The organism is Stenotrophomonas sp. P5_A9 (assembly GCF_056400525.1).
Genome location: NZ_JBFULC010000015.1, coordinates 23235 through 46572 on the forward strand (window position 1 = coordinate 23235; position 23338 = coordinate 46572).

Annotated in this window: 18 protein-coding genes and 2 tRNA genes; 5 read left to right on the forward strand and 15 right to left on the reverse strand. The window is 65.4% G+C overall.

Annotation, left to right across the window (positions count from 1 at the left end; all coding sequences use genetic code 11):
- Positions 1-257 precede the first annotated feature (257 nt).
- The 4 genes from AC1DR7_RS06680 to AC1DR7_RS06695 all read left to right on the forward strand — a co-directional run bounded on the left by AC1DR7_RS06680 (position 258) and on the right by AC1DR7_RS06695 (position 3651).
- Positions 258-587, forward strand: a complete 330-nt coding sequence (locus AC1DR7_RS06680) for a hypothetical protein (protein WP_256774655.1) — start codon at positions 258-260, stop codon at positions 585-587.
- Positions 587-850, forward strand: a complete 264-nt coding sequence (locus tag AC1DR7_RS06685; RefSeq protein ID WP_256774654.1) for a hypothetical protein — start codon at positions 587-589, stop codon at positions 848-850. The genes AC1DR7_RS06680 and AC1DR7_RS06685 overlap by 1 nt, the downstream gene beginning before the upstream one ends.
- A gap of 10 nt (positions 851-860) precedes the next feature.
- The gene (locus AC1DR7_RS06690; RefSeq protein ID WP_478051688.1) at positions 861-2441 is read left to right on the forward strand and encodes a PepSY-associated TM helix domain-containing protein; all 1581 of its coding nucleotides are present in this window, start codon (positions 861-863) and stop codon (positions 2439-2441) included.
- A 133-nt stretch (positions 2442-2574) separates the two neighbouring features.
- Complete coding sequence (locus AC1DR7_RS06695; RefSeq protein ID WP_256774652.1) at positions 2575-3651, forward strand: serine hydrolase domain-containing protein; 1077 nt, start codon at positions 2575-2577, stop codon at positions 3649-3651.
- On the opposite strand, the gene AC1DR7_RS06700 is transcribed toward AC1DR7_RS06695, so the two are convergent.
- Positions 3620-5191 carry a winged helix-turn-helix domain-containing protein gene (locus AC1DR7_RS06700; RefSeq protein WP_478051686.1) on the reverse strand — a complete coding sequence of 524 codons (1572 nt, stop codon included), beginning with the start codon at positions 5189-5191 and terminating at the stop codon, positions 3620-3622. The two genes, AC1DR7_RS06695 and AC1DR7_RS06700, sit on opposite strands and share 32 nt — an antisense overlap.
- Positions 5192-5313: 122 nt before the next feature.
- On the opposite strand from AC1DR7_RS06700, the gene AC1DR7_RS06705 reads away from it, so the two are divergent.
- Entirely contained in the window at positions 5314-5697 is a 384-nt protein-coding gene (locus tag AC1DR7_RS06705; protein ID WP_478051690.1) for a VOC family protein, read from the forward strand.
- Here AC1DR7_RS06705 and AC1DR7_RS06710 read toward each other — a convergent pair.
- The 14 genes from AC1DR7_RS06710 to nuoL form a co-directional block, all read right to left on the reverse strand.
- Entirely contained in the window at positions 5685-6869 is a 1185-nt protein-coding gene (locus tag AC1DR7_RS06710) for a glycoside hydrolase family 18 protein (RefSeq protein WP_478076424.1), read from the reverse strand. The genes AC1DR7_RS06705 and AC1DR7_RS06710 overlap by 13 nt on opposite strands.
- A gap of 303 nt (positions 6870-7172) precedes the next feature.
- On the reverse strand, positions 7173-9281 hold the full coding sequence (gene pnp, locus AC1DR7_RS06715; RefSeq protein WP_478076425.1) for a polyribonucleotide nucleotidyltransferase: 2109 nt from the start codon (positions 9279-9281) through the stop codon (positions 7173-7175).
- 147 nt (positions 9282-9428) lie between these two features.
- Positions 9429-9689: a 30S ribosomal protein S15 gene (rpsO, locus tag AC1DR7_RS06720; protein WP_128097467.1), complete on the reverse strand. Its 261-nt coding sequence runs from the start codon at positions 9687-9689 to the stop codon at positions 9429-9431.
- A gap of 161 nt (positions 9690-9850) precedes the next feature.
- Positions 9851-10774, reverse strand: a complete 924-nt coding sequence (gene truB, locus AC1DR7_RS06725) for a tRNA pseudouridine(55) synthase TruB (protein WP_457318549.1) — start codon at positions 10772-10774, stop codon at positions 9851-9853.
- Between the two features lie 118 nt (positions 10775-10892).
- A complete protein-coding gene (rbfA, locus tag AC1DR7_RS06730) occupies positions 10893-11318 on the reverse strand; it encodes a 30S ribosome-binding factor RbfA (RefSeq protein ID WP_256774647.1) in 426 nt (141 codons plus the stop codon).
- Positions 11319-11393: 75 nt separating this feature from the next.
- Positions 11394-14039, reverse strand: coding sequence for a translation initiation factor IF-2 (gene infB / locus AC1DR7_RS06735; protein WP_478076427.1), 2646 nt, complete (start codon positions 14037-14039; stop codon positions 11394-11396).
- A 95-nt stretch (positions 14040-14134) separates the two neighbouring features.
- On the reverse strand, positions 14135-15646 hold the full coding sequence (gene nusA / locus AC1DR7_RS06740) for a transcription termination factor NusA (protein WP_478076428.1): 1512 nt from the start codon (positions 15644-15646) through the stop codon (positions 14135-14137).
- Positions 15647-15650: 4 nt separating this feature from the next.
- Positions 15651-16241, reverse strand: coding sequence for a ribosome maturation factor RimP (rimP, locus tag AC1DR7_RS06745; RefSeq protein WP_256774644.1), 591 nt, complete (start codon positions 16239-16241; stop codon positions 15651-15653).
- Positions 16242-17358: 1117 nt separating this feature from the next.
- A tRNA-Met gene (locus AC1DR7_RS06750) sits at positions 17359-17435 on the reverse strand.
- Positions 17436-17548: 113 nt separating this feature from the next.
- Positions 17549-17848, reverse strand: coding sequence for a hypothetical protein (locus AC1DR7_RS06755; protein ID WP_478076429.1), 300 nt, complete (start codon positions 17846-17848; stop codon positions 17549-17551).
- Positions 17849-17919: 71 nt separating this feature from the next.
- Positions 17920-17996 (reverse strand) — tRNA-Met (locus tag AC1DR7_RS06760).
- A 121-nt stretch (positions 17997-18117) separates the two neighbouring features.
- The gene (nuoN, locus tag AC1DR7_RS06765; protein WP_256774642.1) at positions 18118-19578 is read right to left on the reverse strand and encodes an NADH-quinone oxidoreductase subunit NuoN; all 1461 of its coding nucleotides are present in this window, start codon (positions 19576-19578) and stop codon (positions 18118-18120) included.
- A 36-nt stretch (positions 19579-19614) separates the two neighbouring features.
- Positions 19615-21123 (reverse strand): NADH-quinone oxidoreductase subunit M, encoded by a 1509-nt coding sequence (locus tag AC1DR7_RS06770; protein WP_256774641.1) that lies wholly within the window; start codon positions 21121-21123, stop codon positions 19615-19617.
- 23 nt (positions 21124-21146) lie between these two features.
- Positions 21147-23336 carry an NADH-quinone oxidoreductase subunit L gene (gene nuoL, locus AC1DR7_RS06775; RefSeq protein WP_256774640.1) on the reverse strand — a complete coding sequence of 730 codons (2190 nt, stop codon included), beginning with the start codon at positions 23334-23336 and terminating at the stop codon, positions 21147-21149.
- Positions 23337-23338 lie beyond the last annotated feature (2 nt).

Here is a 23338-nt window from a genome sequence, read left to right on the forward strand (position 1 = left end):
TGCAAGGGGCCGTCGGGAGCATTCAGCGGTGGGCGATGGTAGTGCTCATGTCGCACGCTGGACCGGCGCTGGGCGCGGGCCACCTTGTTGCCTTGATGTGGATGCCCATGATCTTAAACCAAACATCGGGTTTTTGCTCCACGCACTGGATCCAGCGCGCCTGAACGCCAGCCTGTGGCGGACGAAAACCGCAATGATTACCATCTGCGGATTGCCGCTCTGACCCGGCAATGCTTCCTCCCCCAAGGATCTGCCATGTGTTCCGCCGTCCGTTCGATGGGCTCTCCGTGTTGAGCGGCAACGCCCTGGCCCTGCTTTACTGCGCCGTGGCCACCGCCGCATCGGCCTTCTCGGCACTGGCCTTCTACGCGGCTTCGCCGCACTGCCGCTGGCCGCGACTGCGTCGTGCCGGGCGCCTGGGCCGGCAGATCGGGCTGATCGCGTCAGCCACCTCGCTGTGGTTGTGGATGGGCCAGTTGGGCCTGGCGACCGGGCTGTGCGTGACGCTGGCCGGCTGGATGCTCACCGCGCTGGTGCTGCCCTACCTGGCCGCGTGGACAGGTCCGGAACGTGAGGCGCGGCGCTGATGTGGGCACGTGCGCTGGCCGGGCTGGTGGCCGGTTTCTTCGTCGCTGCCGCCGCGGCCGGGCTGGTGGTGTGGCTGCCGTCGGGCCCGTGGCAGGCAGCCATCGTGCCCAGCCTGATCGCCTTCATTCCGTTCTGGATGCTGGCGGCGTTGTGGGCGTTTGCGTTCCGCACCGGCCTGCGCGCCTGGATCTGGCTGGGGGGCACCGCGCTGGCCGGCTTGGCGCTGCTGTGGTTGCTGCGCGTCAATCACTGGGTGGTATGAGGGTGTCCCGATGAAATTCAGCTCGCTCACCCTGCGCACGTTCACCACGGTGCACACCTGGGTCGGCCTGGTCGCCGGCTTCGCGCTGTTCGTGGCGTTCTATGCCGGTGCGATTACCGTGTTCCACCACGACCTGCCGTTGTGGCAATCGCCGCATGCCATGGAGCAGCCGGCGCAGACGCTGGATGATGCCCAGCGTCTGCTGGACGGCGTGCTGGCCCGGCACCCGGAGGCGCGCAAGCACATCGGCATGACCTTCCCCGGTGCCGAGACGCCGCAGGCGGTGGCCTACTGGCAGGATGCCAAGGGCACTTGGCTGTTCGCCTGGGCCGACCAGTACGACGGCAGCCCGACCCCACCGCAGGCGGGGTTGGCCGAGCTGGTCAACGAACTGCACTACACGCTGGGACTGCCGGTGGCCGGCATTTACCTGATGGGGGTGGTCAGCCTGCTCTACGGGCTGGCATTGCTCTCCGGGCTGGTGATTCACCTGCCCAAGCTGGTGGGCGACCTGTTCGCGCTGCGGCCGGGCCGCAACCTCAAGCAGATGTGGCAGGACGCGCACAACGTGATCGGGGTGCTGAGCCTGCCCTTCCACCTGCTGTTCGCGGTCACCGGTGCGCTGCTGTGCCTGGTGTTCCTGCAGATGGCCGCGCTCAATCCCCTGATCTACGACGGCAAGCTGATGGCGGCCCTGCCGGCGGCGATGGATACCGCGCCAATCCGCGCCCCGGCTGGCGAGACGGTGCGCTCCGGCAGCCTGGGCATGCTGTACGCGCGCGCGATCGCGGTGGCCCGTGACCAGGGTCAGAAGCGCTTCGAGCCGGCGTACCTGAAGCTGGCCAATGCCGGCGATGCCAACGCGGTGATCGAGATCACCGGCGATGGCGGGGTCTCGCTGGGTCCGCTGGGTGCGGTGGCACTGGATGCCAACACCGGCGAGGTGCTGCACACCCAGTTACCGGGCAGGCGCGATGCCAACCACGCCACCCTGGCCGCTGCCTATGCGCTGCATTTCGGCGAGTACGGCAACGCGCTGGTGCCGTGGCTGTACTTCGCGCTGGGACTGGGCGGTGCATTTCTGTTCTATTCGGGCAACCTGCTGTGGATCGAGTCGCGCCGCAAGCGTCGCCAGCAGGTGCAGGGACGTGCGCAGATCAACATGGCGCGGGCCACCGTCGGGGTGTGCATCGGCCTGTGCGTGGCGGTCTCGGCCGCGTTCGTCAGTGTGCAGGCGCTGGAGTATCTGGCCCCGGCCCACGCCGACGCCGGCATGCGCTGGACCTGCTTCCTGGTCTGGGGCGGCTGCGCCTTGTGGGCGGCCCTGCGTGCGCCGTGGCAGGCCGTACGCGAACTGCTGTGGGCAGCGGCGATCACCACCGCGTTGATTCCGCTTGTCCACGGCGCGATGAGTGGGCTGTGGCTGTGGACCAGCGCGCAGCACGGCTACGGGCCGCTGTTCTGGGTGGACGGGGTGGCGCTGGCGATGGCGATCGGGTTCGCGGCCATGGCCCGGGCGAGCAGCCGCCGGGCGATCCACGGCGAACCGAACAGCGTGTGGTCGCGCCCGACGGAGCAGGCGGCGCGCTGATCCAGTGCGCGCGGGCAGCCGCGCGCATCGGAAAGCCCCGGCGTATCACGCTTTCAGAATTCTTCAGCCGCGTTTCCAGCACTTCAGACGCTGCTCGGGCCTAGTCGGTTCCTCATCCCGAGGAACCTCACCCATGCACCGCACCCTACCCCGTTTGGTCCCCCTGATCCTGTCGCTGGCCACCGCCCTGCCCGTCGCGGCCCTCGCGGCGTCGCCAGCGTTGGACGCATCCCGGATCGCCGCCCTCGAAGCGGCCATCGCCAGTGACGACATCAAGCAGGTCACCAGCGTGCTGCTGACGGTGGACGGCAAGATCGCCTACGAAGGCTATTTCAATGGCGGCAGCGTCGAGATGCTCAATGACGTGCGCTCGGCCAGCAAGAGCGTCACCGCCCTGATGGTCGGCGCGGCGATTGGCGACGGCAGCCTGCCCGGCGTCCAGGCCAAGGTCTATGACTACTTCCCCGAGTTCACCGCGCGGCATCCGGTCGATCCGCGCCTGCGCGCCACCACCGTGGAAGACCTGCTGACCATGAGCAGCCTGTGGGAGTGTGACGACCAGAACGCGTTTTCTGCCGGCAACGAGGAGCGCATGTATGTCACCGAGAAGTGGCTGGACTTCGCCCTGTCGCTGCCGGTCAAGGGCTTCGCGCCGTGGATGACCCGGCCTGAGGACAGCCCGCACGGCCGCGCGCATGCCTACTGCACAGCCAACTCGTTCGTGCTCGGTGCGGTGCTTGAGCGTGCCACGAAGATGCCGCTGGCCGACTACGCGGCCAAGGTGCTGGAACGTCCGCTCGGCATTTCAGCCAGCCAGTGGAACCGTTCCCCGGAGGGCATCGGCATGGGCGGCGGCGGCACCCGTTACCGCAGCCGCGATCTGGCGCGGCTGGGCGAACTGGTGCGCGACGGTGGCCGCTGGCAGGGCCGGCAGCTGGTCCCGGCCAACTACGTGCAGGCGATGGTCAGCGCGCAGGCGCGCACCGACGATGGCAGCGATTACGGTTACCAGTGGTGGGGCCTCAAACTGCCGGTCGACGGTGGCGAACAGACCGTCTGGACGATGTCCGGCAATGGCGGCAACTATGTGTTCGTGATGCCGGAAAAGAAGCTGGTGGCGGTCATCACCAGCCGCGCCTACAACCGCAGCTACGCCCATCCGCAATCGCGGCGCATCCTCACCGAGTTCCTGCTGCCCGCGCTGCGCTGAAACCGCCCAGGTCGTCGGGACGCCACGGGGCCGCCAGCACCTGCGCACGCTGTGCGGCCACGTCGGCATCGATTCTGGCCAATAGCTGCGGCCATCCTGCCGCATCGTGCAGGGGCGCGAACAGCGGCGTGGCACGCAGCCAGGCGGCATCACGGAAGCCTGCATCCACGGCGCGATGCAGGTCGGCCAGGGCGGCGACGGCGTCGCCCTGGGCCTGGTGCAGCAGCGCACGTTCCAGCGCGGTGTCCGACCAGCCATCGTCAGCCTGCCCGTGCAGTGCACGCAGGCGCGCGGCGATCCAGTCGGGCGTGGCCGCTTCGACGCCGTGCAGCCCGGCCAGCGTCTGCCCCATCGACTGCTGTGGACGCAGTTGGCGGCTGCGCTCGAAGGCCTGCGCGGCACCCGCGCGGTCATCTTCCAGCAACCGCATTTCGCCCTGCAGCCGCAGCAGTTCAGGATGCGGGGTGCCGCGCGCCAGGGCCTGCTCCAGGACCGCGCCCGCCCTGCCCGGCTCACCCATGGCCAGCAGCGTGCGGGGCCAGGCGATGTTGGCGAACACGTTATCCGGATACAGCTGGAAATTGCGCTCGTGGCGGCGTGCGGCGGCCTCCTTGAAGCCGAGCAGTTCCAGTTCGCGCGCCACCTGCACATCCAGGAAGCGGATCCGTTCGGGCGCACGCAAGGCGAGGTTGTTCTGCAGCGCCAGCGCGAGGTGGCCCTGCTCCTGGTGCAGATAGGCCAGCGAGGCGCGGGTGCGCTCGTCGTCCGGGTCGCGCTGCAGCGCCTGCTGGTAATCGGCGATCGCCTGCGGCATTGCCCCGAGGCAGTCATGCGCATATCCGCGCGCGGCGTACGCGGCGGCATCGTCCGGTGCTGCCTGAAGCGCCTGCCCGGCCAGCACCAGCGCTTCTTCCGCACGCTCGCGGCTGCCATTGAACAGGCAGGCATCGGCGGCAAGCGCACGGGCCAGGCCGCGACGGGCGACCCGCGAATCCGGGTCGATCTGCAACGCCTGCCGATACAGCGCAATGGCGCGCGTGTTGTTGCTGGCCTGTCCGATACCGGCGTAATAGGTGGCGCGCTCCAGCACCGGGTCGGCCGGCGAGGTCGGCGCGCGCGTGGGCCATGCCAGGATGACCACGCCCGCCGCGACGAGGGCGGCCATCGCTGCGGTGGGCCATATCCAACGACGTGTCCGCGAGGGTCCGATGGCGGTGGCCTCGGGGCGTATCGGCTGCAACGGCGCGCACAGCTGATAGCCCCGCCCGCGCACCGAGCGCACATAGCGTGGCTGACGGCCGTCATCGCCCAGCGCCTGTCGCAACAGCTTCACCCGTTGACTGATCGCATCCTCACCAACCACCGCCGGTGCCCACACCTGCGCGGCCAGCGTGTCGAAGTCCACCACCGCATCGCCGTGGGCGAGCAGGCAGTCCAGCAGGCGCCAGCTGAGCCCGGTGACCGGCAGGACCACGCCGTCGCGTCGCACCTGTTGCAGGGTGCGATCGATATCCAGGTCCAGCAGGCGAACAGTCTCCATGCCGGCAAGCATAGGGCACCGCAGACCGTGCCGGATGTGGCCGATTGCACCCCATCACCGCCCAGTCGCCACGGCGCAGCTACAGTGCCTTGCCCCTTCTCGCCCGCGCCGCCATGACCGACCTGCACATCGACCGCCTCGACCACCTTGTCCTGACCGTGGCCGACATCGCCACCGCCTGCGACTTCTACCAGCGCGTGCTGGGCATGGAGGTCATCGACGTTGGTGCGGGGCGCAAGGCCCTGCGTTTCGGGATGCAGAAGATCAACCTGCATGCGCACGGCAAGGAGTTCGAGCCCAAGGCCGATCGCCCCACGCCGGGCGCGGCGGACCTGTGCCTGATCACTTACGCGACGATGGAGGAGATCCTCGCGCACCTGGATGCGCAGGGCGTGGTCGTGGAAGAAGGACCGGTGCAGCGCACTGGCGCGACCGGTCCGATCCTGTCCGTGTACGTCCGCGACCCCGACGCCAACCTGATCGAGGTCGCGCGTTACCTGGACTGAGGCAGGAACGGCGCGGACATGGCCTGCAACAGGCTGCCCYGCGCATCATCGCCGGTCAGTTCCCAGGTGAACACGCCGCGCAGCTGCGCCTGCTTGGCGTACGCCGCGCGCACACCGATCGAGGTCGGGTCTTCGTAGCTGATGAAGATGCGCTCGGCCGGGTTGTACAGCCATGGCGTCTGCGCCACCGGGTGCCAATGCCGCTGCCAGCCCGGCTGGTCGAGGAAGTCGCTGCGGATGCGCCGCCAGTCGCCGGCATCGAACGGCGCGCTATAAGGCTGGTACAGCCCCTCACCCGCGTCGGTGGTGACACGGAAACCGCGCCCGTAGAACGGCACGCCCAGCACCAGCTTGTCGGCGGGTACACCGTGCTGCTGGTAGTACTGCACCGCGCCTTCGACGTTGTTCCAGCGGCGCAGCGCCGGGTCCATCGGATCGGTCGGCACTTCCCGCAAGGGCGCGTTGAAAGTGGACACCTTGGAGAAGCCGGTGCCCATGTCATAGCTCATCAGATTGATGAAATCGAGCGCGCTGGCGAGTGCCTTCACGTCATAGCTGAGCGCCGGGTCATAAGGGCCGTCGGTCTGCACGCGACCGGCCGGCAGCGCGGCCGTGAGCAGCAGTGACTGCGCGCGCGGCTTGCCGACCGCATCGAGCTGACGGCGGAACTCCTGCACCAGCAGGGTCATGTTGCGGCGGTCTTCCGGGCGGTGGGCGATGTCGGCTGGACCGCCAGACATCGGAAATTCCCAGTCGATATCCACGCCGTCGAAACTGCCGCGATGGCGTTCGAAGAACAGCGCCACACAGGAGGCCACGAAGCGCGTGCGGCTGTCGGCGGTCAGCGCGGCATCGGAGAAACCACCGGCGTTCCAGCCGCCGATGGAGATAAGCGTGTGCAGCTTGGGGTGCGCACGCTTGAGCGTGGCCAGTGCCCTGAAGTGCGCCTCGGCCTGTGATCCGACCACGCACTGCCCCTGCTCGATGGTGGCAAACGCGTAGAACAGGTGGGTCAGCGTGTCGGCCGGGATGCGCTCGACCGGATAGCGCTCGGCCGAACCGCCGGGGTAATACGCGCCGATCACCCTGGGTGCCGATTCCGCAGCAGATGCGGCACGCGGTAGAAGGCTGGCAATCAGCACGGCGAGCACGGCCACGGAATGACGGAACATGCGAACTCCCGGTTGAAGGCGAGGCCACGTTAGCAGACCCGCAGGGGGCGGGAATGGGTTTGTACGGCGAGTCCTGCAAACCTGTCCTGCAGACACCACCGCGCCTGCGTGAGGGGTCTTGTCGGACACCATGCCGGGTAAAACACAGTCAACTGCGGGGCATGCGTCCGCATCCCGGGGATCCGATGCGTCCACGCATGGCGCGCAGCCGCAGGCAAAGAAAAAGCGGGCCGAAGCCCGCTTTTTCTGTTCGAAAGCCTGAGGACCAACGGTCCTCAGCTACAGCGTCGTCGGCGTTGCCGATTATTCTGCAACCGCGCCTTCGCCTTCTTCGACGGCCTTCATCGACAAGCGGATACGGCCCTGCTTGTCCACTTCCAGCACCTTGACCTTGACCACATCGCCTTCCTTAAGCACGTCGCCGACCTTCTCGACGCGGTCGCTGGAGATCTGCGACACGTGCACCAGGCCATCCTTGCCCGGCAGGATGGTGACGAACGCACCGAAGTCCATGATCTTGGCGACCTTGCCTTCGTAGATGCGGCCCGGCTCGACGTCCGAGGTGATCTGCTCGATGCGGGCCTTGGCGGCCTGTGCAGCGATGGCATTGACCGAGGCGATGACGATGGTGCCGTCATCCTGGATGTCGATCTGGGTGCCGGTTTCCTTGGTGATGGCCTGGATGGTGGAACCACCCTTGCCGATCACTTCGCGGATCTTGTCCGGGTGGATCTTGATGGTCAGCAGGCGCGGCGCGTAGTCCGACAGCTCCTGACGCGGCGCGGTCAGGCCATGGGCCATTTCGCCCAGGATGTGCAGACGGCCCGCCTTGGCCTGCTGCAGTGCCTGCTTCATGATCTCTTCGGTGATGMCTTCGATCTTGATATCCATCTGCAGGGCGGAGATGCCCTCAGCGGTACCGGCAACCTTGAAGTCCATGTCACCCAGGTGATCTTCGTCACCCAGGATGTCGGACAGGACGACGAAGCGCTCGCCTTCCTTGACCAGACCCATGGCGATACCGGCCACCGGCGACTTGACCGGCACGCCGGCGTCCATCAGGGCCAGCGACGAACCGCAGACCGAAGCCATCGACGAGGAGCCGTTGGATTCGGTGATTTCCGAGACCACGCGGATGGTGTACGGGAAGGCTTCCAGCGACGGCATCACTGCCAGCACGCCGCGCTTGGCGAGGCGGCCGTGGCCGATTTCGCGACGCTTCGGGCCCATCATGCGGCCGGTCTCGCCCACCGAGTAGGGGGGGAAGTTGTAATGGAAGAGGAAGTTGTCCTTGTACTCACCGGACACGGCATCGATGACCTGGCCATCACGGGCGGTGCCCAGGGTGATGGTCACGATGGCCTGCGTTTCACCGCGGGTGAACAGCGCCGAACCATGGGTACGCGGCAGGATGCCGGTCTTCACGGCGATCGGGCGGACGGTGTCCAGCGCACGGCCGTCAATGCGGACCTTGGTGTCCAGCACCGAGTTGCGCATGGTGCTGTATTCCAGCTCGCCGAATTCCTTCGACAGCTCGGCCGGGTTCCAGCCTTCGGCGGCCACGCGGCCAGCCAGCGACTCGACCACGTCCTTCTTGATCGCCGAGATGGCGTCACGGCGCTGCAGCTTGTCGCGCACCTGGAAGGCTTCGCCCAGACGCGGGCCGATGGCTTCCTGCAGGGCGCTGATCAGCACGTCGTTCTTGGCCGGGGCTTCCCAGGTCGACGGCTTGGTGCCGGCTTCCACGACCAGTTCGTTGATCGCGTGGATGACCTTCTGCATTTCGCGGTGACCGAAGGTCACAGCGCCCAGCATCACCTCTTCGGACAGCAGCGCGGCTTCGGATTCGACCATCAGCACGGCGTTGGCGGTACCGGCGACAACCAGTTCCAGCTCCGAATCCTTCAGTTCGGTCACGGTCGGGTTGAGGATGTACTCACCGTTCTTGTAACCCACCTTGGCGGCGGCGATCGGACCCTTGAACGGGGTGCCGGCCAGCGACAGCGCAGCCGAGGCACCGATCAGGGCAGCGATGTCACCATCGATGTCCGGGTTCAGCGACATCACCGTGGCGATGATCTGCACTTCGTTCTTGTAGTCTTCCGGGAACAGCGGACGGATCGGGCGATCGATCAGGCGCGAAATCAGCGTCTCTTTTTCGGTCGCGCGGCCTTCGCGCTTGAAGAAACCGCCCGGGATACGGCCACCTGCGTAGAACTTCTCCTGATAGTCGCAGGTCAGGGGGAAGAAGTCCTGGCCCTCACGCGCGCTCTTGGCGGCAACGGCGGAGACCAGCAGCACGGTGTCGTCGAACTTGACGATGACGGCACCGCCGGCCTGACGGGCGATTTCGCCGGTTTCAAGCGTGACGGTGTGCTTGCCGTACTGGAAGGTTTTGGTGATTTTTGCCACGGGGGTTTCCTTGGATGATGCTTTCTTCAATGGACCGCGGGCGACCCTTGCCGCCGACGGGTGACCGGTTGTCCGGCCCATACGTTTGATGCGGTACTGCCAAAACAAAACCGCGGCGCATTCCTGCGCCGCGGTGGGGGTTCGTGCTTAGCGACGCAGGCCGAGCTTTTCGATCAGGGCCTTGTAACGCGGAGCGTCTTTCTTCTTCAGGTAGTCGAGCAGGCTGCGGCGGCGGTTGACCATCTGCAGCAGACCGCGGCGGCTGTGGTGATCCTTCTTGTGGGTCTTGAAGTGGCCGGTCAGCAGTTCGATGCGGGCGGTCAGCAGAGCGACCTGGACTTCCGGGGAGCCGGTGTCGGTGGCGCTGCGCTTGTTGTCTTCAATGACTTTCTGGGTGTCGATCGACATTTTATTTTCTCTTGGATGCGTGGCCCGCAGAAACGTCCCATTGACGTACCGCGTGACTCGCCGTGAACGAAAGGATGAACCCGCAGAACGCGGGAAGCCTGAAAAGGCCGCGAAATTGTAACGGGCGCAGCCGTCCGGGACAAGGACCGGCTGCGCCGGGGTCAGCCCTGGCCGGCCAGGTTGAAGCGCCGCTGCGGTGCCAGCCGGCCATTCTCGTCGACCTGGCCCAGGCCCTGGATGGCCTCGTCCGGACCGTATACCACCACCGTGCCCTGGGCCCAGGCCGGGTCGCGCAGGCGCTGGCCCACGCAGAAGCGCGGGGTCTGTTCAGCATCCAGGGTGACCCGTGGATAGTGCGCCAGGCCCGCGTCCAGCGGCAGCAGCAGCGCATCGATGGCGGCTTCGTCGCCCTGCTCCACCAGAGTCCGCAGGGTGTCCAGGGACACCATCGGCACGTCGCGGAAGGGGTCCACCCACAGCCGACGCAGGCCGGCGATGTGTGCCCCACAGCCCAGGGTTTCCCCGAGGTCGCGGGCCAGGCTGCGGATATAGGTGCCTGAACCGCAGGTCACGCGCAGGCGCAGACGGGTCGGTTGCTGCTCCAGTACCTCGATGGCGTGCACCTCCACCTGGCGCTCCGGCGCCTCGATGACCTCGCCGCGGCGCGCCTTCAGGTACAGCGGTTCGCCGCCCTGCTTGAGCGCTGAGTAGATCGGCGCGCGCTGCAGGATGCGCCCCTTCAGCGGTACCAGCGCGGCCTCCAGCGCTTCGGCGCTGATCGGCGGGACCGACCGTTCGCGCAGCACCGCGCCATCGGCGTCGTCGGTATCGGTGGTCTGGCCCAGCACCACCTCGGCGTCGTAGGCCTTGGCCGAGCCCAGCAGCAGGCCGGCAATCTTGGTGGCCTCGCCGAAGCACAGCGGCAGCAGGCCGGTCGCCAGCGGGTCCAGGCTGCCGGTGTGGCCGCCCTTCTCGGCGCGGTACAGGCGCCGCGCGATCTGCAGCGCGGCGTTGGAGCTCATGCCGCCCGGCTTGTCGAGCAGCAGAATGCCGTCCAGGCGACGGAATGTGATTCGGGATGCCATGTCGTGGTTTCAATCGGCGCCATCTGGCGCTGCCGGCAGTCCCGGCGGTCGACGGTGCGGTCKTTGTCGACCCGGGCACCGTCCCATAAGACAACAGCCCTTGCGGGCTGTTGGTCCATCAATCAGATTTCTTGTCGCTTTCGTCCGCGTCGCCATCCTCTGCGTCGTCCTCGGGCTGTCGGCTTTTTTCAGCCGCCAGCGTATCGGGCAGGTCACGCAGGATGTTGTCGATGCGCTCGCCGCGATCCACCGAATCATCGTAGTGGAAGTGCAGCTCGGGCACATGGCGCAGCTTCATGGCACGCGCCAGCTCCATCCGCAGCTCCCAGGCCAGTTCCTTCAGGCCCTTCATGGCTTCTACCGAACGTTCGGGCATCAGCGCGGTGACGAAGATCTTGGCATGCGCCATGTCACGGGTGATTTCCACGTCGGAGACGCTCACCGAAGGCAGGCCGTGTACACGCACGGCGTTGTGCACGAGCGTCCCCAGTTCGCGGCGGATCTGGGCGGAAACACGGTCGGTTCGATGGAAGGTCTTTGGCACGGTAGGCGGACTCGTCTTGAAGGGTGGTACGTAAGCGAAAAAGCCGGACCGCGCGAAGCGGTCCGGCCTGGAACATTACAGGGTGCGCGGCACTTCGATTCGCTCGAAGCACTCGATCTGGTCGCCCGGCTTGACGTCGTTGTAGGCCTTCACGCCGATACCGCATTCGGTACCGTTGCGAACTTCCTCGACGTTTTCCTTGAAGCGGCGCAGCGATTCCAGCTCGCCTTCGAAGACCACGACGCTGTCGCGCAGGACGCGGATCGGCTTGCTGCGCTTCACGGTGCCTTCGATGATCATGCAGCCTGCGACCGCACCGAACTTCGAGCTGCGGAACACGTCGCGGACCTGGGCGATACCGATGATCTCTTCGCGGATTTCCACGCCGAGCAGACCGGACGCCACCTGCTTCACCTGATCGATCACGTCATAGATGATCGAGAAGTAACGCAGGTCCACGCCATTGGATTCGATGATGCGACGCGCGGAGGCATCGGCACGCACGTTGAAGCCGATGACGGTGGCCTTGGAAGCAACCGCGGAGTTGGCATCGGACTCGGTGATGCCGCCCACGCCGGAGTGGATCACGTTGATGCGGATGTCTTCGTTGGACAGCGCGACCAGTGCCTGGCTCAGTGCCTGCACCGACCCCTGCACGTCGGCCTTGATCACCAGGTTCAGCACCTGCTGGCCATCGCCCTTGCCCAGGGTCGCCATGATGTCTTCCATGCGGCTGCCGGCAGACTGCACCAGGCGCGATTCACGGCGCTTGATTTCGCGCTGCTGCGCGACGTCCTTGGCCAGACGCTCGTCTTCGACAACGACGAAGTCATCGCCGGCATCCGGCACGCCGGACAGACCCAGCACCTGCACCGGGATCGACGGACCCGCCTGCTCCGGCTGAGCGCCGGTTTCGTCGAACAGGGCGCGCACGCGGCCGTACTGGATACCGCAGACCAGGTAGTCGCCCTTCTTCAGCGAACCCTGCTGCACCAGCACGGTGGCGATCGGGCCACGGCCCTTGTCCAGCGAGGACTCGATGACCACGCCGCTGGCGCGGCCGTCGGCCACGGCCTTCAGTTCCAGCAGTTCGGCCTGGACCGAGATCGCCTCGAGCAGGTCGTYGATACCCAGGCCAGCCTTGGCCGAGATCTCGACCATCTGGGTGTCGCCACCGAAGTCTTCGGACACGACCTGCTCGGTGAGCAGTTCGTTCTTGACCCGCAACGGGTCGGCGCCGGCCTTGTCGATCTTGTTGATCGCCACGATCAGCGGCACACCCCCCGAACGGGCGTGCTGGATGGCTTCCTTGGTCTGCGGCATGACGCCATCGTCGGCAGCCACCACCAGCACCACGATGTCGGTCAGCTTGGCACCGCGGGCACGCATGGACGTAAACGCCGCGTGGCCCGGGGTATCCAGGAAGCTGATGACGCCCTTGGGCGTTTCAACGTGGTACGCACCGATGTGCTGGGTGATGCCACCGGCTTCGCCCGTGGCGACCTTGGTGCGACGGATGTAATCCAGCAGCGAGGTCTTGCCGTGGTCGACGTGGCCCATGATGGTGACCACCGGCGGACGTGCCACCGGGTCGCCGTGGTTGCCAGCAGACTGCGCCAGCAGCGCGTCTTCGGCATCGTTGGTGTTGGCACGGATCACGTTGTGGCCGAGTTCTTCGGTCACCAGCGCAGCGGTGTCGTGGTCGATGGTCTGGGTGATGGTCGCCATGACGCCCATCTTGAACAGCGCCTTGACCACATCGCCGCCCTTCAGGGCCAGCTTCTGGGCCAGATCGGCCACGGTGACGGTATCGCCGATGGTCACATCACGCACGATCGGGGCGACCGGACGCTMGAAACCATGGGCACCCCCGCCGCTGCGCGACTGGTTGCTGTCACGGCGGCTGCCGTGCTGCACGCGCCCGGTCGGACGACCGCGCGAGTTGCTGTTGTTGCCACGACGGGCGCGATCGGCGGCCGACAGATGCAGCTGACCGGCGAAGCGGTTGCCACCATCGTCGTCGCGCTTGGCGCCCGGGCGGTTGTTGGTGTTGTTCGAGTTGCGGTCGTCCGAACGCGGGGCCGGACGTGCAGCCGACGGCGCCGACGGACGCGGATTGCGCGCCGGGGCATCATTGGCGGCCGCAGGCTTGGCTGCAACCGGGGCCGGGGCCGGCGGTGCATTCTTGGCCGCTTCGGCAGCGGCTTCGGCCGCCTTGCGCTCGACTTCGGCACGTTCCTTGGCGTCGATTTCGTCCTGACGCTTGCGGGCGATTTCTTCATCGCGCGCACGGTCCTTCTCGGCCAGTGCGCGCTGCTCGTCCAGATTGCGCTGGCGGGATTCCTCCAGCTTGCGCAGGATGTCGGCGCGCTCCTCATCCGCGGTCATCGGCTTGCCGCTGGCGTCCTTCATGTAGGTGCGCTTCTGGCGCACTTCGACGTTGACGGTGGTCTTGCTGCGGCCGGCGCTGACCGTCACTTCCTGCAACTTGCGACGGTTGAGGGTGATCTTCTTGGCAGCCTCGTCGGTGCTCTCGACGGGCTGCTCGGTCTTGCCGTGCGAACGACGAAGGAAGCCCAGGAGCTTCACCTTCTCGGTGCTGGTCACGACCTGGTCGGGACCGCTGAACTTCATGCCGGCTTCGGCAAGCTGTACGAGCAGTTTATCGACAGGCGTGTTGACCAGTTCGGCAAGCTTACGGATGGTGGTTTGCTGCGACATTCGGATCCTATGATCTGGTTGGCGCTCCCTCGAAACGTGCGAAGGCAGCGCGGAGTCTAAGCCCTGATCGGGTCAGGGCACTGTTCATCGCTGGCTCATTCGCCGCGCTCCAGGCGGGCGATCTCCTCGGCTCGGGCGGCAAGGATCAGGGCGGCGGCGCGCTCCTGGTCCATGTCCTCGATACCGAACTCGAGGATCTCGTCGGCGGCCAGGTCCGACAGGTCCTCACTGGTACGCACGCCATGACCGGCCAGGGCGTAGGCAGTCGCCTCGTCCATGCCTTCCAGGGCGAGCAGGTCTTCCGACGGCGAGCCGTCCTCCAGACCTTCTTCCACCGCCAGCGCTTCATTGAGCAGCGCATCGCGGGCACGGGCACGCAGCTCTTCGACGATGTCTTCGTCGAAGCCTTCCACGGCCAGCAATTCGCCGACCGGGACGTAGGCGATTTCTTCCACGGTGTTGAAGCCTTCGGTCACCAGGATGGCGGCGATTTCTTCATCCACTTCCAGCTTGTCCATGAACAACTGGCGGGCAACGGTCTGCTCTGCCTCGGACTTGGCGGTCACCTGGTCCTGGGTCATCACATTGAGCTGCCAAYCGGTCAGGCGGCTGGCCAGGCGCACATTCTGGCCGCCCTTGCCGATCGCCTGGGCCAGACGCTCTTCAGCGACGGCCAGGTCCATCGAATGCTTTTCTTCGTCGACGATGATCGACTGCACTTCGGCCGGCGCCATCGCGTTGATGACGAAGTTGGCCGGGTTCTCGTTCCACAGCACGATGTCCACGCGCTCACCGTTGAGCTCGTTGGACACGGCCTGCACACGCGAACCGCGCATGCCGATGCAGGCACCGATCGGATCGGTGCGGGCGTCGTGGGCGAGCACGGCGATCTTGGCGCGGTCGCCCGGATCACGTGCGCAGGCCTTGATCTCGACCAGGCCCTGGCCGACTTCCGGCACTTCGAGCTTGAACAGTTCGATCATGAATTCCGGCGCGGCGCGGCTGATGAACAGCTGCGGGCCACGCGGCTCGGAGCGCACTTCGGCCAGGTAACCGCGGACGCGGTCGCCGGCACGCAGGACGTCGCGCGGAATGCCCTTGTCCTTCGGGATGAAGGCTTCGGCGTTGCCACCGAGGTCGACATAGATGTTGCCGCGCTCGGCGCGCTTGACCACACCGGTGACCAGCTCGCCGACACGATCCTTCCACGCATCGACGACCTGCTGGCGCTCGGCTTCGCGCACGCGCTGGACGATCACCTGCTTGGCGGCCTGTGCGGCGATACGGCCGAAGTCCGGGTTTTCGATCTGTTCTTCGATGTAGTCGCCGACTTCCACGCCTTCGGCTTCGTCGATGGCATCCATCAGACGAATCTGGCGGTCGGGCGATTCCATCACCACGTCATCGGCCACCACTTCCCAGCGGCGGAAGGTCTCGTAGTTGCCGTCCTTGTGGTCGATCGACACACGGGCCAGCACTTCTTCATCGGGGTAGCGCTTCTTCGCCGCCGACGCCAGTGCTGCCTCGATGGCATCGAAGATCACTTCACGCGGAACGCCCTTTTCATTGGCGACCGCATCCACTACCAGCAAAAGTTCCTTGCTCATTGGCTCACTCCGCGCGCGGCTTTTTGGCCGCCGGCTCGTTGGATGGTTTCTTGTTCGCCTTGCCACCCTGCTTGGGTGCCGGGCCAGTCGGTTTGGTCGGAGCGAGGCCGAGGGCGGCCCAGTCCGGCATGATGCGTGCCTTGTCGATATTCTCGACATCGGCGGTGAACGGGGAATTGTCGACCTTGAAGGTGACGGTGCCCTGTTCGATGTCCACAGCGAGGATTTCACCCTGCAGTCGGCGACGGCCGTCCTGCGGGAGTTTCAGCGTGACCTTGGCCGATTCGCCGATGGCGCGCTCGAACTGCTCGCCGGTGAACAGCGGGCGGTCGACGCCAGGCGAGGACACTTCCAGGGTGTAATTGGCGGTGATCGGGTCTTCCACGTCCAGCTGTGCGGAGACTTCGCGGCTGACGCGTTCGCAGTCGTCGATGTTGACGATGCGCTCGGGCTGTTCGGCCAGCGGCACGTCGATATAGAGGCGCAGCGTCGCACCACCCGGGGCAGTGAGGTATTCCACGCCCAGCAGCTCGAGACCCAGCGACTGAACGGTGGGGGCGAGCAGATTCGCGATTTCGGTTGCCTTGTCGCTCACAGTCTGCCTTGTTCGTTGAAAGAGATACGGGCTTGGTCYGGCGAACGGACCACCTTCCGGAAACAACAAAGGGCCCGCTGGGCCCCTTGTCCGGTACAACTCCGGTCATGCTGGATTCCGGTAGCGGGAACACACGCGGTGTGCGTTCCTGCGAGCCCAGCGTTCCGGGGGGTCACGGCGGCCTGGGTACAGGTTGCCGTTCCTGGAAGCCGGTTGCGGGACCCTTCTCATCCGTTGACGGGATGGGAGTGGTCAATCCGCTAAGCCACTGATCATAGCCGTTGCACCGCGCTGGTGCAATGGTTTGGGATGCTTCCGGCTGCCGTATTGTAAAAGCTGAACAGCAGGGGCTGACGGCCACGGCCTTGCCTCTGCGGCTGCGTCGCGGGTATCGGCACTCGGCATCTCGGCTACGTCGCGGGTAAGGCACTCGGCATCTCGGCTACGTCGCGGGCGTCGGCGCGGGYGGGATGGCGGGACACGCCGTAAACCCATCCCTGGGGGCTCGCGGGCGCCATCCATGGCGCCCAACGGTCCCGCCATCCCACCCGCACCGCCACCTGGAGAGTTGGCCTGTGAGTTATTGGGCTCAAGAGCGGGTCAGTCCGGGAGCGAGGAGGCCTGGCGCATTCCGAATCCCCGAATCCCCGAATTCCGAATTCCGAATTCCTAATCCTTCAATTCAACTCCCGAATCCACCAACACCGCAACCTTCGATCCGCCAGCCAGTGCAAGCAACGCCAAAAATAATGCCGCGCCTTTGATCTCCGCTGGGCACCGACATACTACGGGTGCTTTGCGGGGCCCTGAGCCGCATGGAGGCGGCTCAGGAGCTTACAGGGGTGAGGGAGCATTGCGGCGAGGCACTGCCTCGCCAGCGTCCGAACGCCCAGCCGCCAGCGGCTGGGCCGAGGCGGGCCGCGGGGCGGGATTTGCAGCGTGCCCCGCGAACTTACTCAGGCCAGCGCCCTTCCAGAAGCCTGCGCACCTAATTTGACCTGGCACTGGCATTTGGCCTGGGTTACGCCTTCAAAAAACCAAACCCCACCAACGAAAAAGGCGACCCCGTCACCGGAATCGCCTTTTCGTCTACTGCATCTGCACTGCAGATTTTCTGTGGTAGCGGGGGCAGGATTTGAACCTGCGACCTTCGGGTTATGAGCCCGACGAGCTGCCAGACTGCTCCACCCCGCAGCAGAAGCGGAATTGTAAGGGAGTTTTCATCCCTGCGCAACCCCTGTTGAAACATGACCCATTTGACCCGCAGATGCGAAGCCAGAGCAAGAGCAGCCGACCATGGATCGGCTCTACCCTGCCCTCGCCGGCATCGGCATCGGCATCGGCATCGGCATCGGCACCGCATCGGCATCGGCACCGCATCGGCACCGCATCGGCATCGGCATCGGCATCGGCATCGGCATCGGCATCGGCGTCAGCGTCAGCGCCGGCGTCAGCGCCGGCATCAGCATCAGCATCACCACCGGCATCAGCGCCAGCACCAGCACCACCACCACCACCACCACCGGCATCAGCGGCTTCGGCTTCGGCTTCGGCTTCGGCGTCGGCGTCGGCRTCGGCRTCGGCACCGGCGCCGGCACCGGCGACACAACGAAAAAMGCGACCCCGTTGCCGGGATCGCTTGATTCGTCCACTGCCTCCGGCTTGCACCGGAGCTATATGGTAGCGGGGGCAGGATTTGAACCTGCGACCTTCGGGTTATGAGCCCGACGAGCTGCCAGACTGCTCCACCCCGCAGCAGAAGCGGATGAGTGCGGAAGACCCGGAGGGCTTCCAAGCAACGATGTTCTGGCGAAACCGCTGCATCAACAACTCAGGAGATGAATATTACACGAGTTGCGCACGTTTGTATCGTTTTTTATGAAATATGTGCAAACGCCTGCTGGCACCAGACCATGATCGGGTTCCACGCCAGGCCCAGGCCCAGCAGTGCCAAGGCGTTCACGCCCAGCACCACACCCAGCACGCGGTCGTGGTTGGCCGGCAGCGGCTCGCCCACCGGCTCATCGAAGTACATGACCTTGATCACGCGCAGGTAGTAGAAGCAGCCCACCACCGCGGCCAGCACGCCCAGGATCGCCAACCACAGCATGCCGCCGTTGATCGCCGCGCCCAGTACCGCCAGCTTGGTCCAGAAGCCCAGGAACGGCGGAATACCCGCCATCGACGCCATGATGCACAGCACCAGGCCGGCCATCCACGGATTGCGTGCGTTGAGGCCCTTGAAATCTTCGATCTTCTCGGCCTCGAAGCCGCTGCGCGACAGCGCGATGATCGCGCCGAAGCCGGCGGTCGACATGATCGCGTAGCTCAGGGCGTAGAACAGCGCCGCCGAGTAACCGCGCTCACCACCGCCGGCGATGCCGAGCAGCAGGAAGCCGATGTGCGATACGGTCGAGTAGGCCAGCATGCGCTTGAGGTTGGTCTGCGCGATCGCCATCAGGTTGCCGATCACCAGCGACAGCGCGGCCAGGCCGGCGATCAGGTACTTCCACTCATCCGACAGCGGGCCCAGGCCCATTTCCAGCAGGCGGTAGGCCATGCCGAACGCGGCCAGCTTCGGTGCCGAGCTGATGAACAGCGCGACCGGCGCCGGGGCACCCTGGTACACGTCGGGCAGCCACATGTGGAACGGGGCCGCGCCGAGCTTGAAGGCCACGCCGGCGATCATGAACACCGCGCCGGTCATCAGTAGTACGCGCTCTTCCGAGTGCGGAATGGCGGCCTGGATCGCGTCCAGATGCAGCGAGCCGGTGGCGCCGTAGATCAGCGACATGCCATACAGCAGCAGCCCCGAAGCCAGCGAACCGAGCACGATGTACTTCATCGCCGCTTCCGAGGCCAGGCCGTTTTCACGGTTGCTGGCCACCAGGGCGTAGGAGCACAGCGCCAGCAGTTCCAGGCCCAGGTAGACCATCAGCAGGCTGCCGGCGGACACCAGGATCATCATGCCGGCGGTGCCGAACAGGATCAGCACCGGGATCTCGCCCTGGTACAGCTTGCGCTCGCGCAGGTAGCTCCAGCCATAGACCAGGGTCAGGCCGCTGCACAGCACGATGACGGTCTTCATGACGTCGGCCGCGGTATCGCGGACGAACATGCCGTGGAAGACCTCGCCCTGCCCGCCCACTCCGGTGGCGAGCATGAACAGCACCGCGGCCAGCGCGGCGACCGACAGCAGATGGGTCCAGATCTTGTTCTTGTCGCTGATGAACAGATCGAGGATCAACAGGGTGAACGCACTGGCGATCAGCACCAGCTCGGGAGCGAGCGGGGGCAGGTCAGCGGCGGTCAATGGCAACAGCGGCGAGGTGGTCATCATCAAATCCTGGAATCAATACTCTCGACGGCCCGATTACAGCAGCTTGCTGGATGCAATCTGCATCACGAGCTTCGCGATCGAGGGCTCCATCAGGTCGGTCAGCGGCTTGGGGTACAGGCCCAGGGCGAGAGTGCCCACGGCGAATACACCCAGCACCAGCCATTCGCGACCGTTGATGTCCTTCAGTTCGGCGACATGGGCATTGGCCACTTCACCGAAGAACACGCGCTTGTACAGCCACAACGTATACGCCGCCGTGATCACCAGGGTACTGGCCGCACCCAGCGCCAGGGCCGGATGACGCTGGAAGCTGGCCATGATGATCATGAACTCGCCAACGAAACCGCTGGTGCCCGGCAGGCCGGCATTGGCCATGAAGAACAGCATGGCGAAGGTGGCAAACCACGGCATCACGTTCACCACGCCGCCGTAATCGGCGATCCGGCGGCTGTGCATGCGGTCGTACAGCACGCCCACGCAGGAGAACATGGCGCCAGAGACGAAGCCGTGCGACACCATCTGCACCATGGCGCCCTGCAGACCCAGACGGGCCGCATCCGGGCTGCCGGCGTCACGCACCAGCCACAGCGCGATGAAGGTGCCCAGGGTGACAAAGCCCATGTGCGCGATCGACGAATAGGCGATCAGCTTCTTCATGTCGTCCTGGACCAGGGCGACCAGGCCGACATAGATCACCGCGATCAGCGACAGCGTGATCACCAGCCATGCCCATTCCTGGGAGGCGTCGGGGACGATTGGCAGGTTGAAGCGCAGGAAACCGTAACCACCAATCTTCAGGGCGATGGCGGCCAGGATCACCGAGCCGGCGGTCGGCGCCTCGACGTGGGCGTCCGGCAACCAGGTGTGGACCGGGAACATCGGCACCTTGACCGCGAACGCGATCAGGAACGCGAAGAAGATCCAGGTCTGCTCCTTGCCCGACAGCTGCAGCTGGTACAGGTCGGCCAGCTGGAAGCTGCCACCCTTCAGGTACAGGTAGATCAGCGCCACCAGCATCAGCACCGAGCCGAGGAAGGTGTACAGGAAGAACTTCAGCGCGGCGTAGATGCGGCGCGGGCCGCCCCAGACACCGATGATCAGGAACATCGGGATCAGCATCGCTTCGAAGAACACGTAGAACAGCATCGCGTCGGTCGCAGCGAAGATGCCGACCGTGACGCCTTCCAGGATCAGGAAGGCGGCCACGTACTGGTTGACGCGCTTGTCGATCGCGCTCCACGCACCAATCAGGGCCAGCACCGAGACCAGCGTGGTCAGCAGGATCAGCGCGATGGCGATGCCATCGACGCCGAGGTTGTAGCCGATGTCGTAGGCGGGGATCCAGGCGCGGGTCTCGACGAACTGCAGCGCGTCGTTCCCTACGTCATAGCCGCTGAGCAGCGACAGGCTGGCCACGAAGGTCAGCACCGCTACACCCAACGACGCCCAGCGGGCGGTGCGGGCATCACGGATGGCAAGGATCAAGGCACCGCCGAGGATCGGCAGCCAGATGAGAACACTGAGTAGAGGCCAGTTCGACACGTCTTCTTATTCCGTACAGGTCATCAACGCAGGTAATGCATCAGGACGCCCAGGAGGGCAATCAGGCCGATGATCATCGCGAAGGCGTAGTGATAGAGGAAACCGGATTGGGTGCGACGCAGCAGGTTGGCCGCCAGATCGATCAGGCGCGCCGAACCGTTGACCACCACACCATCGACGATGTTCGTGTCGATCGCGCGCGAAACCTTGCCGAGCTTGATGCCGCCGCCGGCGAAACCGCCGATCCAGAGTTTGTCGAAGCCGTACTTGTTCTCCAGTACCGATACCAGCGGTGCGAAGGTCTTGCGGGCCTTGCCCGCCAGCTCCGGCTTCCACAGGTAGAACAGGGCCGCCAGCAGGAAGCCGGCCACGGTCAGGAAGAAGGCCGGGGCCATCATCCCATGGAGCGCGAAGGCCACCGGACCGTGGAACTCTTCAGCCAGGGCACCAATGGTGTTGCGTGCCGGGTCGTAGAAATCAACGATGCCGGTGAAGAACGAATGCACCTGGCCCGGGACCGCGTGGTCGGCATGCTTGCCGGCCCAGTCGGTGCCGTACAGCATCGGACCGATGCTGAAGAAACCGATCACGATCGAGGGGATCGCCAGCAGGATCAGCGGCAGGGTCACCACCCAGGGGGTCTCGTGCGGCTCATGCGGACCGTGGCCATGGCCATGGTCGTCATGGTGCGCGTCGCCGTGGTGGGCGTCGGCGGCGTGTGCGTCAGCATGATGGTCGTCATGGCCGTGGCCGTGGTCATCATGCGCGTCGCGGAAGCGTTCCTTGCCATGGAAGGTCAGGAACAGCAGGCGGAAGCTGTAGAAGCTGGTCACGATCACACCGCCCAGCACCGCCCAGTAACCGTAGGTGGCCACCCAGCTGTTGGACACGTGCGCGTGGTGCTGCGCCGCTTCGATGATGGTGTCCTTGGAGTAGAAGCCGGAGAAGAACGGCGTCCCCACCAAGGCCAGCGTGCCGATCCACATGGTGATGAAGGTGATCGGCATGTACTTGCGCAGGCCGCCCATCTTGCGCATGTCCTGCTCGTGGTGCATCGCGATGATGACCGAGCCGGCACCCAGGAACAGCAGCGCCTTGAAGAAGGCGTGGGTCATCAGGTGGAACACGGCTGCCGAATAGGCCGACACGCCCAGCGCCACGGTCATGTAGCCCAGCTGGGACAGCGTGGAGTACGCGACGACGCGCTTGATGTCGTTCTGCACGATGCCGATCAGGCCGGTGAAGAACGCGGTGGTCGCACCGATGAACAGCACGAAGTTCAGGGCGGTCTGCGACAGCTCGAACAGCGGCGACATGCGGGTGACCATGAAGATGCCCGCGGTGACCATGGTCGCGGCGTGGATCAGGGCCGAGATCGGGGTCGGGCCTTCCATCGAGTCCGGCAGCCACACGTGCAGCGGGACCTGGGCGGACTTGCCCATGGCGCCGATGAACAGGCAGATGCAGATGATGGTGGCGATCGACCAGATCACCGGCTCGTTGAACACCTGGAAGGACGTGCCGAACAGGTTGATCGCACCGGACCAGACCTGCAGCTGTGCCTGCGGGCTGCCCAGGATCGGCGCATTGGCGAACACGGTGGCGTAGTCCAGGGTGCCGAACACCCACAACACGCCGGCGATGCCGAGGATGAAGCCGAAGTCGCCCACGCGGTTGACCAGGAAGGCCTTCATGTTGGCGAAGATCGCGGTCGGGCGCTTGAACCAGAAACCGATCAGCAGGTACGACACCAGGCCCACCGCTTCCCAGCCGAAGAACAGCTGCAGGAAGTTGTTGCTCATCACCAGCGTGAGCATGGAGAAGGTGAACAGCGAGATGTAGCTGAAGAACCGCTGGTAACCCGGGTCATCCTGCATGTAGCCGATGGTGTACACGTGCACCAGGAACGACACGAAGGTGACCACGACCATCATCATCGCGGTGAGCTTGTCGATCATGAAACCGACATGCGCCGAGTACTGGCCGACTTCAAAGAACGTGTAGATGTTCTCGTTGTACGGCTGCGCGCCACCCCACAGCAGCATGTACAGCACGTAGCTGGACATGATGCAGCTGGCGGCGACGCCCAGGATGGTGACCGTCTGTGCGCCGATGCGACCGACCTGCCGGCCGAACAGCCCGGCAATGATGCTGCCGATCAGCGGTGCAAGCACCACTGCGATCAACAGACTCTTGGAGAGAGTGATTTCCATCT